Origin of the sequence: Octadecabacter arcticus 238, assembly GCF_000155735.2 — a bacterium.
GTDB classification, from domain to species: Bacteria; Pseudomonadota; Alphaproteobacteria; order Rhodobacterales; family Rhodobacteraceae; genus Octadecabacter; species Octadecabacter arcticus.
The window spans coordinates 1,952,859-1,970,305 of the sequence record NC_020908.1; the positions used below are offsets into that span (position 1 = coordinate 1,952,859).

At 55.6% G+C, this 17,447-nt stretch carries 19 protein-coding genes and 2 pseudogenes; 14 read left to right on the forward strand and 7 right to left on the reverse strand.

The window, feature by feature from the left end:
- Positions 1–121 precede the first annotated feature (121 nt).
- Positions 122–730, forward strand: a pseudogene (locus tag OA238_RS10170) (transposase family protein); the annotation flags it as partial.
- A gap of 294 nt (positions 731–1,024) precedes the next feature.
- On the opposite strand, the gene tnpC reads toward OA238_RS10170, so the two are convergent.
- The 3 genes from tnpC to OA238_RS10185 all read right to left on the reverse strand — a co-directional run bounded on the left by tnpC (position 1,025) and on the right by OA238_RS10185 (position 3,402).
- Positions 1,025–2,620 (reverse strand): IS66 family transposase, encoded by a 1,596-nt coding sequence (tnpC, locus tag OA238_RS10175; RefSeq protein WP_245581489.1) that lies wholly within the window; start codon positions 2,618–2,620, stop codon positions 1,025–1,027.
- Between the two features lie 69 nt (positions 2,621–2,689).
- Positions 2,690–3,037 (reverse strand): IS66 family insertion sequence element accessory protein TnpB, encoded by a 348-nt coding sequence (gene tnpB, locus OA238_RS10180; RefSeq protein ID WP_015494763.1) that lies wholly within the window; start codon positions 3,035–3,037, stop codon positions 2,690–2,692.
- Positions 3,034–3,402 (reverse strand): transposase, encoded by a 369-nt coding sequence (locus OA238_RS10185; protein WP_015495096.1) that lies wholly within the window; start codon positions 3,400–3,402, stop codon positions 3,034–3,036. The genes tnpB and OA238_RS10185 overlap by 4 nt, the downstream gene beginning before the upstream one ends.
- A gap of 118 nt (positions 3,403–3,520) precedes the next feature.
- Here OA238_RS10185 and OA238_RS30050 point away from each other — a divergent pair.
- Positions 3,521–4,565: pseudogene (locus tag OA238_RS30050) on the forward strand (IS630 family transposase).
- Between the two features lie 99 nt (positions 4,566–4,664).
- Here the strand turns inward: OA238_RS30050 and OA238_RS10200 are convergent.
- Together OA238_RS10200 and OA238_RS10205 are read right to left on the reverse strand one after the other, a co-directional pair.
- Positions 4,665–5,015: a hypothetical protein gene (locus OA238_RS10200; RefSeq protein WP_015495097.1), complete on the reverse strand. Its 351-nt coding sequence runs from the start codon at positions 5,013–5,015 to the stop codon at positions 4,665–4,667.
- Between the two features lie 28 nt (positions 5,016–5,043).
- Positions 5,044–6,213: an ISAs1-like element ISOan1 family transposase gene (locus OA238_RS10205; protein ID WP_083906669.1), complete on the reverse strand. Its 1,170-nt coding sequence runs from the start codon at positions 6,211–6,213 to the stop codon at positions 5,044–5,046.
- A 247-nt stretch (positions 6,214–6,460) separates the two neighbouring features.
- Here OA238_RS10205 and rplU point away from each other — a divergent pair, with 247 nt between their 5' ends.
- From rplU to OA238_RS10240, 7 genes are all read left to right on the forward strand, one after another.
- Complete coding sequence (gene rplU, locus OA238_RS10210; RefSeq protein WP_015495098.1) at positions 6,461–7,150, forward strand: 50S ribosomal protein L21; 690 nt, start codon at positions 6,461–6,463, stop codon at positions 7,148–7,150.
- 12 nt (positions 7,151–7,162) lie between these two features.
- Complete coding sequence (gene rpmA, locus OA238_RS10215; RefSeq protein WP_015495099.1) at positions 7,163–7,432, forward strand: 50S ribosomal protein L27; 270 nt, start codon at positions 7,163–7,165, stop codon at positions 7,430–7,432.
- Between the two features lie 87 nt (positions 7,433–7,519).
- A complete protein-coding gene (locus OA238_RS10220; protein ID WP_015495100.1) occupies positions 7,520–8,155 on the forward strand; it encodes a LysE family translocator in 636 nt (211 codons plus the stop codon).
- Entirely contained in the window at positions 8,152–8,745 is a 594-nt protein-coding gene (locus OA238_RS10225; protein WP_015495101.1) for a GNAT family N-acetyltransferase, read from the forward strand. Before OA238_RS10220 ends, OA238_RS10225 begins: the two co-directional genes overlap by 4 nt.
- A 53-nt stretch (positions 8,746–8,798) precedes the next feature.
- Positions 8,799–9,833 (forward strand): GTPase ObgE, encoded by a 1,035-nt coding sequence (obgE, locus tag OA238_RS10230; RefSeq protein WP_015495102.1) that lies wholly within the window; start codon positions 8,799–8,801, stop codon positions 9,831–9,833.
- Positions 9,821–10,924 carry a glutamate 5-kinase gene (gene proB / locus OA238_RS10235; RefSeq protein WP_015495103.1) on the forward strand — a complete coding sequence of 368 codons (1,104 nt, stop codon included), beginning with the start codon at positions 9,821–9,823 and terminating at the stop codon, positions 10,922–10,924. The genes obgE and proB overlap by 13 nt, the downstream gene beginning before the upstream one ends.
- Positions 10,924–12,174, forward strand: coding sequence for a glutamate-5-semialdehyde dehydrogenase (locus OA238_RS10240; protein WP_015495104.1), 1,251 nt, complete (start codon positions 10,924–10,926; stop codon positions 12,172–12,174). The genes proB and OA238_RS10240 overlap by 1 nt, the downstream gene beginning before the upstream one ends.
- 2 nt (positions 12,175–12,176) lie before the next feature.
- On the opposite strand, the gene OA238_RS10245 is transcribed toward OA238_RS10240, so the two are convergent.
- Positions 12,177–12,764: a histidine phosphotransferase family protein gene (locus tag OA238_RS10245; RefSeq protein ID WP_015495105.1), complete on the reverse strand. Its 588-nt coding sequence runs from the start codon at positions 12,762–12,764 to the stop codon at positions 12,177–12,179.
- Between the two features lie 47 nt (positions 12,765–12,811).
- On the opposite strand from OA238_RS10245, the gene OA238_RS10250 reads away from it, so the two are divergent.
- The 3 genes from OA238_RS10250 (at position 12,812) to olsA (ending at position 14,675) form a co-directional block, all read left to right on the forward strand.
- A complete protein-coding gene (locus OA238_RS10250) occupies positions 12,812–12,961 on the forward strand; it encodes a DUF3553 domain-containing protein (protein ID WP_420806485.1) in 150 nt (49 codons plus the stop codon).
- 90 nt (positions 12,962–13,051) lie between these two features.
- A complete protein-coding gene (gene olsB / locus OA238_RS10255; RefSeq protein WP_015495106.1) occupies positions 13,052–13,849 on the forward strand; it encodes an L-ornithine N(alpha)-acyltransferase in 798 nt (265 codons plus the stop codon).
- Positions 13,833–14,675, forward strand: a complete 843-nt coding sequence (olsA, locus tag OA238_RS10260) for a lyso-ornithine lipid O-acyltransferase (RefSeq protein WP_015495107.1) — start codon at positions 13,833–13,835, stop codon at positions 14,673–14,675. Before olsB ends, olsA begins: the two co-directional genes overlap by 17 nt.
- Here olsA and OA238_RS10265 read toward each other — a convergent pair.
- Positions 14,646–15,281, reverse strand: a complete 636-nt coding sequence (locus OA238_RS10265) for a thiamine phosphate synthase (protein ID WP_015495108.1) — start codon at positions 15,279–15,281, stop codon at positions 14,646–14,648. The genes olsA and OA238_RS10265 overlap by 30 nt on opposite strands.
- 107 nt (positions 15,282–15,388) lie before the next feature.
- Between OA238_RS10265 and OA238_RS10270 the strand changes: the two genes are divergently transcribed.
- Both OA238_RS10270 and ctaA read left to right on the forward strand, forming a co-directional pair.
- Positions 15,389–16,126 (forward strand): RNA methyltransferase, encoded by a 738-nt coding sequence (locus OA238_RS10270; RefSeq protein ID WP_015495109.1) that lies wholly within the window; start codon positions 15,389–15,391, stop codon positions 16,124–16,126.
- 168 nt (positions 16,127–16,294) lie between these two features.
- Positions 16,295–17,446 carry a heme A synthase gene (gene ctaA / locus OA238_RS10275; protein ID WP_015495110.1) on the forward strand — a complete coding sequence of 384 codons (1,152 nt, stop codon included), beginning with the start codon at positions 16,295–16,297 and terminating at the stop codon, positions 17,444–17,446.
- The last annotated feature ends 1 nt before the right edge of the window (position 17,447 follow it).

Here is a 17,447-nt window from a genome sequence, read left to right on the forward strand (position 1 = left end):
AATAGCTTTGTTGAGCAACCGTTATTCATTAGGTGTTCCATCCCGGATGATCACATTGATCCTCGGCGTTCGGCCTTTTTCATGGCAAGGTCGGTTTTAGAGGACATTCGGAAGGAGAAACGTGACGCTCGTTCGACTGCAGAGCCAAGCGACGACAACACCGAAGATTAGAGCGGCCATTCAAGCCAGTGCCGATCCGGCCTGGATGGTGGGTGAACGCTTTGGCATTTCTGAGCAGACTGTTTTGAAGTGGCGTCACCGCGACAGCGTCGAAGACCGCAGTCACACACCACATCGCTTGCAGACGACGCTCACGCCAGCGCAGGAGGTTGTTGCGGTGGCGTTGCGTAAGACGCTTTTGGTGTCACTTGATGACTTTCTTGCAGTGGTCCGGGAGTTTCTGAATCCGAACGTTTCACGCTCGGGCTTGGGTCGATGCTTGCGTCGACATGGGGTGGGCAATCTGCGCGAGCTGAAGGTCAAAGAGGCAAGGCCGAAGCACAGCGCCTTCAAGGCCTATGCGCCGGGCTACCTGCACATTGACGTTAAATATCTGCCGCAAATGGCGGATCAGACATCACGCCGGTATCTGTTTGTCGCCATCGATCGCGCCACGCGGTGGATGTTCATTGGTATCTATAGCAACAAAACGGCCGCCAATGCCCGACGTTTCCTGCGTGACCTTGAGCGCGCGTGTCCGCTGCACATTCGCACCATTCTTACGGATAACGTCCTATGCGCGGAACGATTGGTTGATTTGGCGTCAGATCATTGTCGCATCGAGGTATCTCGACACGTTTGAATCATGTCTCAGTTCGGCGTTTTGGTCAACGACAGTCTCTCCCATAACAAACACAGAGTACGCTATTGCGGCTCTCACCGTCCTTAAGACGAGATCATTGGTAAGCATCAACGCTGCCCTTGATCAAGCTGCGTCTTTTGCCTCGGCCTCGGCGTTTTTAGCATCGATCATGTCCTGATAGGCCCACGGCATGAGATCGTTGATACGGTTTGCTTGATGGTCCTAGATGCGTTCCAGCACCCATGCGAGCCAGGCTTCGGGATTCACTTTGTTCATCTTGGCGGTCTCTATCAACGTATAAGCAATTGCTGCAGATTTGCCGCCTGCTTCTGATCCCATGAAGAGATAGTTTTTGCGTCCCACGGCCACAGGGCGCACTGCGCGCTCGGCTGTGTTGTTGTCCAGCTCAAGAAAGCCGTGATCAAGATAGGGCCGTGCCTTTGGCAGGCGCGCCAGTGCATATTTGATCGCCTTGGCCAGCGGCGTCTTGCTAGAGATCTTGCCCAGTTGCTCTTTAAGCCAGACTTCCAGGTCATCAAAGATCGGCTTGGCGTATTCCTGACGCAGGGCCACGCGTTCCGCAGGGGGCAGGAACCGCGCTTGTGTCTCAACATCATAGAGCTTTTTAATCCGCAGCACGGCTTCGCCCGCCACGGGCAGCTTTGTGCTTTCATAAAGGTCAAAGAACTCACGCCGCACATGGGCCATGCATGCCATCTCTTTGACCCGCCCCGTGCGGTAGGCGTCATTATACCCAGCATAGGCATCCGCATGGGCGTAGCCTTCATAGCTTTCGAGATGCTTGCTGGGATGCTCCGCCTCACGGCTGGTGGAGAACTGGTACCACACCGCAGGTGGAGCTCCGCTGGCCCAAGTGTCTTCTTTTCGGGCATAGACCCACAGTCGCGCGGTTTTGGTCTTATTCTTTCCTTTGCCATTGCCCTTCTGGAGCAGCTTGACCGTTGTGTCATCCATGAAGATCGCCTGCGCCTCAAAGACGTGATCGCGGATTGCATCTGAGACGCGCTCCAGCAGTTTGGTGCATTTGCCGACCCATCCCGCCATGAGCGATCCACTCAGATCAATGCCCTCGTTGGCAAACATCTGGCTCTGGCGATACAGCGGCAGATGATAGCCGTATTTACAGCACAGGATGTGGGCCATCAGCGCGGGGCCGACAAAGCTCTTCGGAATGGGTCGGCTTGGCATCTCAGCCTGAACAACGGCCTCACAACAGGTGCAGGCCAGACGCGGGCGGCCAATTTGGTTCACGATGTAATGTCCCGGGACATATTCCAACTCCTCCATCACATCCGTTCCAAGCACTTTGAAGCTGCCGCCACAGTCGGTGCAAGCATCACTGGGGGTGATGGTCTTTTGGACACGCTTCAGCCCCTTTGGGAAAGGTTTGCGCTTGCGCGGTGTGCGGGGCGGCTTGGCCTCAGCGTCAGAGGGTTCATCATCTGTCTCAACGGCTTGTTCGATCTCAAGTTCTTCAAGGATCAACTCAAGCGCCAGCTGTGCACTGCTTTCCGACTTTGAGCCAAAGCGGTGCTTGTTGTGACCGTGGAGTTGCAGGCGCAGATCGGCGATGATGGTGTCTCGGTTCTGGATGGCCCGCGCATGAGCGGTGCGCTCGGCACTCAGGGCGGCGTCCACTGATGCCATCTCATCCTTGAGGCGTTTTTGTACCGTCGCATGGCCAAGGGATGACCCGAGAAACGCTTGCTTCAGCTCTGACAATTCCGCTGTTTGCGCGGCAACGTATGCCTGTACTTCAGGGGGCAGATTAGTCAGATTTGGAGGGGTCTTACTCATGCCATTACATACCAAATCTCGGGCATCATGGGAATCCCACAAAGGCAAGAAGTCCTATAAAACATACAGCTATCCAACCATACTTGGACGCCATGTCTTCTTGAGAATACGCCAGTCTATGCCTTCCATCAGCATCGCAAGCTGTGCGCGGCTTAGGCTGACTTTACCTTCCTTGACTGAGGGCCATACGAACCGTCCACGTTCAAGCCGTTTGGTAAACAGGCACGCGCCCTGACTATCCCACCAGATCATCTTGATCTGATCGCCACGACGGCCACGGAACAAAAATAGATGCCCCGCGTAAGGGTCAGCTGCAAGAACCTGCGCGGTCTGCGCCGCCAGCCCGTTGAAGCCGCGCCGCATATCCGTAACTCCTGCGGCAAGCCAGATCTTCGCATCCCCCAAAACAGGGATCATGCTGCAAGTCCTCGCGCCAGTTCCAGCACAAAGCCAGCATCAACCCCGTCGCTCACGCTCAGCTTGCGACCGTTCTCAAGTGTGATCTCAATATGGGGGACAGGTAAGATGCTGGTGCCGGATGACGCAGGCGTGTCCACCATACCCGCATCGGCAATCTCTACGGGGGTGAACTGGCCTATATCTGATTTGTCAGGCTGAAACCGCCCATCGCTGCGCCATGCATAAATCCGGTTGGTGCCCACACCGTGCTTCTTGGCAACCATTGGAACACTCACGCCAGCAGTGTGGCTTTCCGCTACAAGCTGTCGCTTGAAAACATCCGTGTATTTGGAACCTCGGCCACGCCTAGTCTTGTTCATCATCAAAATCCTCATATCGCGCCAGCCATATCGCCAGCTTCGCGCAATAATCGCACCTTAGATCATGCCAAAAAAAGAGGGGGTTCCCTGTATGTTTACGTTCAGTCTGTATTTTGAGTTTATGATCAAGCAATACAAAACAGTCTCCTTATCCGACGAGCAGCGCATAGCACTTGAAGCGCTTTGCCGCCGCCGCAAAGTTGACGCCCTTGTTTGGAAACGGGCGCGCGCGTTTCTTCTTTTGGACGCAGGAGAAGACGCCGGAACGGTTTGCCGGATTTTGGATATTGGCCCGACAGTTTTGACGGAGTGGCGGTTTGCCTTTGCCGGTGCGGGACTATCGTTTTTCGGTCTGAAGGACTACAGCCAGCGTCAGGGTCATTTGTCCGTCGTGCAAGAGCAGGCGGTGAGAGCCCATTTCACCGCGCAGCCTGCCCGCAATGCCGATGAGGTCTGTGCCTATGTTCTAGCCGAGTGCGACCAAAACTACAGCACGTCGGGAGCCGCCAAGCTGATGCGCCGCCTGGGGTTCGCGTATAAGAAACCACAATTGCTGCCTGCACAGGCCGATGAAGCCAAGCAGGCTGCGTTTATTGCCAAATATGAGGCCCTGATGAACGGGTTGGCCGCAGATGAGATGGTTGTCTTTTCGGACGCTGTCCACCCCGAACACCAGAGCCGCCCCGCCCATGGTTGGTTCCCCAAGGGACAAAAGACGGCCCTGAAGGCGACATCAGGGCGCGCTTGACCTTGAGACTTTCCAGTTCACCTTTGTGGAAGGCGAGAAGATCAATGCCCAGACAACCCGACAGATGCTGGAAAAGTTGGAACGCAACAACCAAACCAAGACGGCCATCCACGTCTTTGTCGACAATGCCCGCTATCATCATGCCAAGATACTACAGCCATGGCTGGACAGCCCAGAACGTCGGGTGAAGTTGCATTTCTTGCCAGCATATGCCCCGCACCTCAACCCGATCGAGCGTCTTTGGGGTGTTATGCACAAATGGGTCACCCACAATCGGCACTATGCAACGTTCAACCAATTCACAGAGGCCATTTTCGACTTCTTCCGCAAGACCCTGCCAGAAAAATGGCCAGAGTTCCGCGACACCGTCACCGACAACTTCCGCGTCATATCGCTCAAGGAATACAAAGTGATTTGAGGGGAAAACCTCAGGTCAATTCAGGCGCGGGAGTATAATTGTAATAATTATGGTGCTTCCGGGAGGCGTATAACAGCCCGTCGCCGCGTTTTGGCGCAGCTATGCCGACACCATCATAATCGCCACGACCAGTGCGTCTAGATTGCTGCTGTAAAGCGCCAGGTCCGATTGCAATTGCAGCGTGTGCGGCGCGCGAACTGAAGCGGGCACATTGGCGATGTCAAACGCTTCACTTAAGGTCACGCCACCGCCGCGCTGGATGTCAACGATCAGGGCAGGGTGGTTGGTTTTGACGAAGATTTCGACCTGACCACGCGTCTGATTGTACGCCGCATTCGAGGTCGCATTTCCAATCGCGCGAACTGGCAACATAAGCAGATTGCCGATATGATTGGTGTCGCTGGTGCAACCCGCCACAAGGCATAAGATAACAAAGGTGAGTTTGCGCATTTGATGCCTCAGGGGAATCGCATGAGATTTAGGTGTTAATTATTTCGGCGAGGAAATCATCATCCCATGATGCAATGTGGCGCTTTGATCGCAGGCTATGCTTCCCCTTTACGGAGCGCAGCATGTTGCTTGCAGCGTGTTTTATGGTCGTAAAATTCGCTGGAGCATTGCCTTTTCGGATACGGCATTCATCGTCGCGAAACACCATGTCCATGACCCAATGCAGCCCGTTTTCTATTCCCCAGTGGTCACGGATGGCTTTGGCGTGATGTTCAGCATCTGATGTCATTGATGAAATGTAATAGCGGGTTTCGGCGCGCGTTTTATCCTGCAGGATGGCGTGGTACTGGACCATAACGATGCTTTTCAAACCGGGCCAATTGTGGTCCGCTTTAAGCCAGTCAATATCCGTGCACACTGTGACCCTCCTTGTTTCGATACGGCCATGAGACTTCTCTACCGTTTCGTGGTAAGTGACTGTTGTGTCGTCATAATCTACGGCCGCCTGTTCCGTCATGAATAATTCTGTGTCCTTGCGTAGGCTGCCCTGATTACCCTTCAAAGCGAGGATGTAGTCTGCTTCTTTGGAGATGATCTTCGCGGCGATTTCGCGTTGGCATCCCATAGCGTCGATGGTGACAATAGCCCCCTTCAGGGTGAGCAGTTCCAACAGTTCTGGTATGGCCGTTATCTCGTTGGACTTGCCGTCCACCTGCCGTTGCGCCAGCGTCAGATTCCATTCCGAACTCCAGGCCGAGATCATGTGAATTGCGGCCTTGCCGCCAGCTTTATCCAGGCTGCGGCGAGAGGTTTTCCCATCAATCGCGACCACTCCAGTCACCGTCTTGTTAAGGGAGGCCACCCAGTCGATAAAACAGGCCTGAAACGCCTCGGCATCCAAGGCCGCAAAGATGTTTCCAAGTTGGTCATGGGACGGTGTCCCGTCTGCAAAAGGTAGAAAACGCTTCAAAAAGCCCAGTTTCTTGGTCCCATATATCGAGATGGCCGTCCAGTCATTGGCACCTGACAAAACAGCGCATAGGGTTAAGAGGAGTATTTCCGGCAAAGGGTAAGTCACTTTAACCTCTTGACGTGAATCGCTTATATCTGAAAAATGCGTAAGAAATTCAATGGGATGGATCTCAGGTGAACTTGGGGTTGGCATGGCATATGACCTCGTTAAAACAGTAAAGATCACCCATCGAATCAGCCTCTACAACATTTGTCGACATCGTTATTGTTCATGCGATTGCCTTGTTTGATGCCTCGCTTTGGGTTGACTTGAGGGGCAGATGGACAGATAAACCGCCATCCGAGCAAGGTATTTGTTCGGTCATAAGCGAAAATTCGCCCCCTAGATGGGCGCGCTGTCCACGGGTCGCGAAAGCGATGAACGCCTTAGGAATAAGGGACCCCAGAGACGCGAATGAAAAAAGGAAGACACTATGTTTGCGGTTCTAAAAACCGGCGGCAAACAGTACCGAGTCACCACAGGTGATGTACTGCGCGTCGAAAAGATCGCTGCCGAAACTGGCGATAAGATTCAATTTAATGAAATTCTGATGGTTGGCAACAACGTGGGCTTGCCCCTCGTTGCAGACGCTGGCGTGCAGGCCGAAGTGATCGACCAGATCAAAGGCGACAAGACGATTAACTTCGTTAAGCGCCGCCGGAAGCACTCCTCCAAGCGCACTAAAGGCCACCGTCAGCAACTGACACTGGTTCGCATCGGTGACATCTTGGAAACTGGCGCAGGCAAGTCCGGAGTTATGGCCGCACTGAACGGCACGGGCTTTATGTCCGCCTCCATGATCGAACGTGCCGCTAACAAAGGCGCACCGTCGTCGTTGAAAGCTGCAGCAAACGCAGGACGTGCGTCCCAGCCTAAGAAAGCTGCGAAAGCCGCCACGCCAAAGGCCGCCGTGCCTGTGGCAAATGAGCCGACTGCTGAAAAAGCGTCTGTCGCAAGCGACGATCTGACAGCAATCACAGGCGTCGGTCCTGCCGCTGCCAAAAAGCTGATTGAGGCTGGCATCACATCTTACGCAGCATTGGCCGCGGTTGACGTGGACACCTTTGACGCGGTTAAAGTGAAGCCCGAGTGGGTGGCGCAAGCTGCCGACCTCGCGAAATAAGGAGAGACACCAATGGCACATAAAAAAGCAGGCGGTTCATCCCGTAACGGTCGCGACTCCGCTGGTCGCCGTCTTGGCATCAAGAAGTTTGGTGGCGAGCTCGTTATTCCAGGCAACATTATTGCACGTCAGCGTGGCAACAAATGGTGGCCAGGTCAGGGCGTTGGCGAAGGCAAGGATCATACGATCTTCGCAGTCGTTGAGGGCAACGTGACTTTCCGCAAAGGCTTCAAAGGCCGCACCTTTATTTCTGTGGCTCCGCTTGCCGAGGCAGCCGAGTAACCGAACTTTAGGTCTTAAGAATTTAAAGGGGTCGGTGCAAACCGGCCCCTTTTCCTATTCGCAGCCCGTTTTACAAGGAGGGGTACTATGTCTGTCGCTATTCTACCCTTTCTCGCATTCGCAACGGCGCAAGTCGGCACCCCCGGTCCGGCCAATATGGTCTTGCTGGCGACAGGGGCGCGATACGGATTGCGCCGTGCCCTGCCGTTTGTGGCGGGCGTCGCACTTGGCAAACAGCTGATCATCTGGCCCCTAGGGTTTGGTCTGCTCGCGTTGCAAGACGACTACTCCTTTGTTTTTCAATCGCTAAAGTGGATTTCGGTGGCTTATATTCTGTGGCTTGCCTACCGCGTTGCAGGCATGCGTCTTAAGGTCGGGGAGGCTGATGGTCCGCCACCTGGATTCTTGGCAGGCCTTATAGTACACCCACTGAACCCCAAGGCATGGGGCATGATCACTACGGGGTTCACGACCTTCGTGATTGCGGGGACGCCCCCCTTGCAAGCCACAGCCACCATCGCCATCTGTCTATTGGTACTGCAATTGCTGCTGCACCCGATCTGGACCTACGCCGGTCAGTGGATCGCAGCAGGCTTGGCCGGAAAACCCGGAGAGAAATATCTGATGTGGACGCTGGCGGGTTTAACCGTTGCCTCGGTTGTCTACGCATTATTCGGCCAATCGTTTTTTCATGGCGCCCCTTTGCAAGGAACACCCCAATGACTGTAGCCGACCAGCGCGTTCCACAGCCCGTGATCGCAACCCCGCGATTTACGTTGCGCCCCTTCAACAAATCCGACGGTGGTTTGCTCAATATGCATCTGTCAGACATGCGTGTGGCGAACATGACGCGTGTGATTCCGCATCCATTGCCACCCGAATACATCGCCAATCTGATTGAGCGGGCGTCGGATCCAAAACGCACTGAAGATTTCTGGGCGATCGATGGGTCTTCAAATGGCCACGCTGAGGTTATGGGCGTCATCAAGATGTTCAAGCTGGATCGCAACCAATCCGAGATCCGCTATTGGGTCGCACCGGCGTTTTGGAACACAGGCATCGCCACGAACGCGGTTGAGGCCATTTTGCGTGCCAACCCGCAAGGGGCCTGCGACATCTATGCGGAAGTCTTTCAAGACAATCCCAGTTCTGCCCGCATCCTGACCAATGCGGGCTTTGCCTATCTGGGCGATGCAGAAACGTTTTGCGTGGCGCGAAATGCCGTGACGCCGACGTGGACCTATGCGCGCAAGATGGGCCAACCCACGCCGCAAGGCAGTCCCGCCACCAAAGCATTGGTCAAGCCCGCTTGAGCCGCGCCTGCGTTTCGCGTAATCCCTACTGAACCTGTTAGAAAGCCCACCCTATGAAGTTCCTCGACCTGTGCAAAGTCTACATCCGCTCCGGCACTGGCGGGGGTGGATGCATCGCGTTCCGGCGTGAGAAGTATATTGAATACGGTGGCCCAAACGGCGGTGACGGCGGGCGCGGCGGCGATGTGATTGTCGAAGCAGTTGATAACCTCAACACACTGATCGATTTTCGCTATCAGCAGCACTTTTTCGCTAAAAACGGTGAGGCCGGCAAAGGTCAGCAGCGCACGGGTGCGGATGGCAACGACATTCTGCTCAAGGTTCCAACAGGGACTGAGATTATGGACGAGGATCAGGAAACTGTTCTTATCGATTTGGCCGAAACAGGGCAAACGGTCGTTCTGGCCAAGGGTGGCAATGGCGGTTGGGGCAACCTGCATTTTAAATCCGCCACCAACCAGGCACCGCGTCGCTCAAACCCCGGTCAGGACGGGATAGAACGCACGGTCTGGCTGCGCCTGAAGCTGATTGCGGACGCGGGGCTGCTGGGCCTACCAAACGCCGGTAAATCAACGTTTCTGGCCGCGTCATCGAATGCACGTCCGAAAATTGCCGATTATCCTTTCACCACCCTGATCCCGAATTTAGGTGTCGTGGGCGTTGACGGGTCGGAATTTGTGGTTGCAGACATTCCGGGCCTGATTGAGGGCGCGAGTGACGGTAAGGGCCTTGGCGATTTGTTCCTTGGCCACGTCGAACGTTGTTCGGTGCTGTTGCACCTGATTGATGGCACGTCGGGCGATCCTGTCGGCGATTATAAAACCATCATCGGTGAGCTGGAAAAATACGGTGGCCATTTGGTCGACAAGCCGCGCGTGACTGTGTTGAACAAAGTCGACACGCTGGACGCAGAAGAACGAAAATTCATTGCCGATGAGATTAAGGCAGGAACCGGCGTCGATGTGATGTTGATGGCTGGTGCCACTGGTGAAGGCACGGTCGACGTGCTGCGCGCGCTGAAAGCCACAATCGCTGCTGACAAAATTGCCCAGAATGCCGTCGAGGAGGAAGCGCCTTGGCGGCCCTAACATCGGCAAAACGGTTGGTCGTCAAAATCGGATCGGCATTGCTGGTCGATCAAACGACGGGCCTGCGGTCGGACTGGTTGCGATCACTGGCAGCGGACGTCGCGGCGATACGGGCACGGGGCACCGACGTGATTTTGGTGTCTTCTGGGTCAATCGCGCTGGGGCGCGGTGTGCTGGGTCTGCCGCGAACAGAATTGCCACTTGAGCAATCACAAGCTGCGGCAGCGGTTGGGCAAATCCGGCTTGCGCGCGCCTATGAAGAAGCACTTGCGCCGCACGGGATCACAACGGCGCAAGTGCTCGTCACGCTAGAGGACTCCGAGGATCGGCGCCGCTATCTGAACAGCCGAGCAACGATGGAAACATTGTTGTCGCTTGACGTGACGCCAATTGTGAATGAGAACGATACCGTTGCAACGGACGAAATCCGCTACGGCGACAATGATCGTCTTGCCGCACAGGTCGCCGTGACGATTGGCGCGGATTGTCTGGTCCTGCTAAGCGATGTAGACGGGTTCTATACTGACAATCCCAACACGAACGTCGCTGCGCAACATTATGATGTAATTGATAAAATTACGCCTGAAATAGAAAGTCAGGCGGGCGATGCAGGGTCCGGTCTTTCCAAGGGCGGCATGAAGACCAAGTTGATGGCGGCAAAACTGGCAACCGATGCAGGATGTCGCATGGCGATTGCATTAGGAACGCCGCTTAATCCATTGAAAAAGCTTGACGATGGTGGGCGTTGTACGTGGTTCACTGCACAGACAAACCCGCAGGCTGCACGCAAACGCTGGATTGCAGCGATGAAATCTCACGGGGACATTACCGTTGATGATGGGGCGCAAACTGCATTGAAATCGGGACGGTCGTTACTGCCAATCGGTATCACCGCCACTGCGGGCACCTATCAGCGCGGCGATCCCGTGGCGATTGTGACAGCGCGGGGCGAACGCATTGGCCTTGGGCTGTCGCGGTATTCCAGTGATGAAGCGCAGGCCATCAAAGGACTCCGCAGCCAAGACGTTGCTGACGTGCTAGGTTATGAAGGGCGCGGCGTATTTATTCATCGCGACGATATGGTGATTTGATGACAGCGACGATGAACATTCCAGACCTTATGGCCGATATTGGCGCGCGTGCGAAAGCAGCCGCTCGAATATTGGCGATTGCCACGCCGCAGGCAAAGACTGATGCCTTGGTCGTGGCAGCGGACGCTGTTTGGGCCGCGCGCAGTGCAATCATTGATGCAAACGCCAAGGACATGGCGTTTGGCCGCAATAAAGGTCTTAGTGCTGCGATGCTGGATCGTTTGATGCTCAATGAAGAGCGGATCAAGGGCATGGTCAGCGGGTTGAAATCCGTCGCAGCGCAGGACGATCCAGTGGGTGTGGTGCTGGAAGACTGGACACAGCCAACGGGCATTCACATTCGCCGTGTACGCACGCCACTGGGCGTGATTGGTGTGATTTACGAAAGCCGCCCCAATGTGACAGCCGACGCGGGGGCCTTGTGCCTCAAGGCTGGAAATGCGGTGATTTTACGCGGCGGGTCTGAAAGCTTTCACAGCTCAACCGCGATCCACGCCGCGTTGCAAAGTGGTTTGCTGAGCGCTGGACTGCCTGCAGATGCTATTCAGCTGGTGCCAACCCGTGACCGTGCTGCGGTGCGTGAAATGCTAACGATGACGGACACGATCGACGTGATTGTGCCGCGTGGCGGCAAGGGGCTGGTTGGATTGGTACAACGCGAAGCCCGCGTTCCCGTGTTTGCCCATCTTGAGGGCATTGTGCACATTTATATCGACAAAGATGCCGACGCCGCGAAAGCCCGCGCTGTGGTTTTGAACGCAAAAACACGGCGCACTGGAATTTGCGGTGCAGCGGAATGTTTGCTGGTTCACAAGGACGCGACAGAGCTTGGCCAAGCGATTGTTACCGATCTCATGGCGGCAGGCGTGGACGTGCATGCGCAGGGGTTGGTCGGCACCAGCGTCGCGACGCAAGATGATTGGGGTATGGAATTCCTCGACATGAAGATCGCCGCAAAAGTCGTTGATAACATTGAAGAAGCAATTGATCATATCCAGACATATGGGTCCAATCACACCGACTGCATCCTGACTGAGGATGACGCAGCGGCAGAGACATTCTTTGCCCGTCTCGACAGCGCAATTTTGATGCGCAATGCGTCGACCCAGTTTGCGGATGGTGGTGAATTTGGCATGGGTGGTGAAATCGGCATTGCGACGGGCAAGATGCATGCGCGCGGACCGGTCGGTGCGGCCCAATTGACCAGTTTCAAATATCTTGTTGTCGGTGATGGCGCTGTGCGCGCCTAGCGTCAAAAACCAATTGTAACCCAATCGACGCCATGGGTCAGGCTCAGGGTGCGCCCAGCCTCAATTGCCATTTCGGGCAGCAATCCAAAGTGGACCTTCGACGCACTAAGATCGTTCTGGTATGCGCCCTTGCTGAGGGGGACCCAAAGGTCGGGATCAAGGGTCAGACGATCGTGTTTGGCCGAGATTGTCCAACGGTTTTGATCCAGCGTAATTTCGATGTCGCCGCCCATGGGCAGTGCTGTTTCTAAGCACATCACAGATATAAGCGCTGTTCGCACTTCTAGGCGCTGCGGATCTCCTGCGACATTCCACGAATAACTCAAACGTCCGCCGCGGGCCATAGCCTCAAGCGTACTTAGAATTTCACCGCGCGAAACGGTCTGATCTTGCGCCGCTTCACCAAAGGCCATTCGCAGGAATTTAATCTTGGCGGTGGCGTTTTCAACGCTTTCGGACACCAGCGCCATTTTAGGCCCCGCTGCAACACCCGCAAGGCCGAGCAGTTCAATACCGTTGCCGATTGCGCCCAATGGGTTAATGAGGTCATGACAGATACGAGAGCCGATAAGGGCGTTAAGATTGGGCAAATGGGAGCTCCGGATAAATGACAGGGCCGTCGATTTTTGGACCAGGTATGATTGTGAAACACCCAACCCAGCCAGATTGGGGGTTGGGACAGGTTCAGTCCGCCATTGGCGGCAAGGTGACAGTTAACTTTCGCGACGCCGGTAAGGTGGTCATTGACGAGGCGCAGGTAAATCTCTTGGTTGTGTCCTTTGGTTGATATACACGTAATAAGTGTATTGAGACTTCCATTCTCTGGCAAGGTTTACGGCGTTCCCAACGGCGTGACGTTGCCAAAAGTCCCGACGATATGACTATGATCCAAACAAAATATCAAGAAACCGTAAATTACCCGCCCGAGTTTGCAGTGCGTTTGGCACAAACAGCGGCGGACGTGCGCCAAGCGCAGGCGTTGCGCTACAGTGTGTTTGTCGAAGAACTCGGTGCGGATGGTCAGTTGATCGACCATGACGCGCGCCTTGAGATGGATTGTTTTGATGCTCACTCAGAGCAGTTGTTGTTGCTTGATATGGCACGGCGAGACGGCGACCGGGTCGTTGGTGTCTATCGTCTGATGGACGGCGGCGGCGCGACATCCGCAGGCCAATTTTATTCGCAATGCGAGTTTGATTTGACACCCTTGATCGGGTCTGAGCGCGCTTTGCTGGAACTGGGACGGTCCTGTTTACACGCCGATTATCGTGGTGGCACTGGCATGATGCATCTGTGGCAGGGATTGGCCAAGATTGTGCGCGACCGCCAGATAGAGATCCTGTTTGGTGTCGCAAGCTTTCACGGCACGGATCTGGAGGCGATGGCCCCGTCCTTGTCATTTTTGCACCGCGAACATCTTGCGCCGAGCGACATTTGTGTGCGCTCCAACACCCATGAAGCAATGGATCGCGGCGCAGTTTTGGATCGTGTAGCGGCGATAAAACCGGTGCCAGCACTCATCAAAGCCTATTTGCGCCTTGGCGGCTTTGTTGGTGATGGCGCGTTCGTGGATCATGCATTTAACACAACAGACGTCTGTGTGGTCTTGGATCTGGCGCGGATGAACCCGCGACAGGCGGCGCTGTATCGAAAACGTGATGACCTGGACGTCTGACGATTTACCGCCAACCCACACGATCACGCCGATGGGCTGGGTGCGTGTTGTGGTGCGCGGCGTGGCCGTTGGGGTGGTTACGTTTGGCTGTTTGGCATTGCTGTTATTGCTGCGCATCATCGAACGGCCACTGTTCGGGCAGGGGCGACCCGTGACCCCATATATCACCCAATTTGTCTGCCGTGCGGCGTTTGTGCTGATGGGCATCGGCTACACCCGCATTGGCACACCCATGGTGGGCGCGGGGGCTGTTGTGGCAAACCATTCGTCATGGCTAGATGTTTTTGCGCTGAACGCCTCAAAACGGATTTATTTTGTGAGCAAGGCTGAGGTCGCAGGTTGGCCCGGCATTGGCTGGCTGGCCCGCGCCACGGGGACTGTGTTCATCGCACGCAATCGCACGCAAGCGGCGGCGCAGGTCGATGTGTTCCGAGAGCGATTAAGCCACGGGCATAAGCTGTTGTTTTTCCCCGAAGGCACATCGACGGACGGGCAACAGGTGTTGGAGTTCAAACCAACGCTGTTTGCGGCGTTTTTTGATCGAGCGTTGCGCGACACCTTGGCGATCCAGCCCGTGTCCGTTGTGTACAGCGCGCCAAACGGCGTTGATGCGCGCCATTACGGTTGGTGGGGCGAGATGGATTTCGCCACACATTTGCTAGCTACATTGGCGCAATCACCCCAAGGCGGCGTGACGGTGATTTATCATGACCCCGTGAAGGTCGCAGATTTTGACGACCGCAAGGCCCTGGCGGCGCATTTGCAGCGCGTCGTGCAGCATGGACATCTAGAACGCCTAGATCATCGCGGCGGCGAAGGTTCTTAGGGTCTCAACTGGATCGTCAGACGCCCAGACTTCATCGCCAAGCCCGAAGAAATCCGCATGTGGCGCAAATGTTCGGATCAGCGCTTCGTTCAATGCGCCTTCTGCGACGCAAGGGACTTCGATCATTTCAGACCACCACTGGAACAATTCAAGTTCGGCGCGATGGCCATTGCCCAAATTGGATTCACCCACGGGTCCAAAGCTGATGTAGTCGGCGCCAAGTTCACACGCCGTCATGCCATTGTGGCGTGATGCGTAGCAATTTGTGCCAATTATAGCATCCGCCCCGAGATCTTTGCGCACCGCTTTGAGTGTGCGGGCCGCGTCCGACAAGTGCACGCCGTCCAGACCAAGGCGTTCGACCATCAACACATGACTATCGATCACCAGCGCCACGTCGCGATCATGGGTGGTCACGCGCAAGGCGTCGGCGGATTTGGCGATGTATGTGTCGTCCGTGGCGCCCAGCGACAGGCGCACGCAAGCGATGTCAACGGCGTCAAGGCACCGCGCGAGTGTGTCTGGAAAGGTCACGAGGTCGATCTCGGACGGCGTGATCAAATAGATTTGCGGCGTTTCATTTTCGTCAGCGATTATATCGGTCATGTCTTGGTCCTTTACGGGTCGCCTTTGCGGTTAGGATTGCTATAGCGTCCATGATGCGTATTGAATAGGGGTGCGCTACGCCAAGCGCTGAAGTTTGGAGAGATGGCATGCCCACAGACGCCCCACAGCCGACGATCGTGCTGATCCGCCCGCAAATGGGTGAGAATGTTGGCGCTGCGGCGCGCGCAATGTGGAATTTTGGGTTGGACCGGATGCGGATCGTGGCCCCGCGCGATGGCTGGCCCAATCCGGCAGCAGTCGCCATGGCGTCTGGCGCGGGGCGGATTCTGGATGAGGCCGAGGTGTCGACCGACGTGGCTGACGGGATTGCTGACCGCACTTATGTCTATGCAACCACGGCGCGCCCGCGCGAATTGACCAAGCCGGTGTTTTCACCCGAAGCGGCGATGAAAGATGCTGCCGCGCGGATCGCCCGTGGTGAAAAGGTTGCGGTGATGTTTGGGCCTGAACGGTCGGGGATGGAAAACGCCGATATTGCCCATGCCAATGCGATTATTACCGTGCCGGTTAATCCCGAATTCCCGTCACTGAACCTCGCGCAGTGTGTTCTGCTGGTTGGGTACGAATGGCGTCGTGCGGTTGGCGAGGTCGTGGATGTGGTTGTGCAGGGGCAAACTGTTGAACCTGCCGATCAGCGCGATATCGAAGCTTTGGCGCGCCACTATGAGGATCGGTTGGACGATGCGGGGTTCTTTTATCCCGACCACAAAGCCGACAGCATGAAGGTGAACCTGCGCAACCTGTGGAGCCGGATGCCGATGACGCGGGCGGACGTGCAGATGTTGCATGGTATGTTGCGACAATTGTTGCGGGGAAAGACCTGAAGGTCCGCGCCTGCTGCGAGCACAGAGGGGGCCAGCCCCCGTCCTGCGGACTCCCCCGGGATTTTTTAAAAGCAAAGACGCGAGAATGGGGTGTGGCGAATTAGTCTGGCGGGTTGCCGAGCGCTATGGAGCGGCATAAGTCTTAACTAAGCAAGATAGAGGTCTCAGATGGCGAGTAAGACGCGCAGTATTTTCGAAGATGTGAGCGACATTCAAAAGCCTTTGGCGGCCCCCGGTGGCATTGATGCCGGTGGCAAAGGCTCGCGCGAGGCTATTCGCGTTTGGCTGATGATGTTGTTTACCCTCGTTGTGGTGATGATCATCGTGGGCGGACTGACTCGGCTGACCGATAGCGGGCTGTCAATCACCGAATGGGCGCCTGTGTCTGGTGCGATGCCGCCAATGAACGTTGCTGCGTGGGAGGCCGAGTTTGAGGCCTACAAACAGATACCGGAATACATCGAACAGAACGCGGGTATGTCGCTGTCCGAATTCAAGGTGATCTATTATTGGGAATGGGGGCATCGCCAGTTGGGGCGTGTCATCGGCATCGTTTGGGCATTGGGGTTCGTCTATTTTCTGGTGCGGCGGCAAATTCCTGTCGGCTGGACCGGTCGGTTGGTGTTTATCGGCGCTTTGGGCGGATTGCAGGGGGCGATTGGCTGGTGGATGGTGCATTCCGGTCTGCAAGTCGGGATGGTTGATGTGGCATCGTATCGTTTGGCCACGCATCTTGGACTGGCGTTTGTCATACTCGGGTTCATCGCGTGGTTTGTGTTTTTGCTGGGACGCAGAGAGGCAGATTTGATGCAAACGCGGCGTGGCGGGGATGTGCGGCTGTTCCGGCTGTCCACCGGCCTGATGTATTTTACTTTCTTGCAGATACTTCTTGGCGCATTGGTTGCCGGAATTGACGCGGGGCGTGGCTTTCCAAACTGGCCGTTAATGACCACTGGCACGGGAGCAAGCTTTTTTCCGCCCGATCCGTTCCAGCTCACGCCCATTTGGCGCAATTTCTTTGAGGACGCGGGGTTGGTGCAGTTTATCCACCGCATAACAGCCTATCTGCTGTTCATTTTTGGCGTGCTTGTCTGGCTGCGAGGGCGCAAGTCGCCCAATGGTCAGACGCGGTTCGGTTTCAATATTATGCTGGCGGTGTTAATCCTACAGATGGTCATTGGCATTGTGACGGTTCTGTATTCGGCACCCGTACACATCGCAATTGTGCACCAATTCGCGGCGGTTCTGTTATGGGTCGGCATCCTGCGGGGCCGCTATCTGGCCCGCTATCCGATCCCCCAATCCATTAGAGGAAAATAAC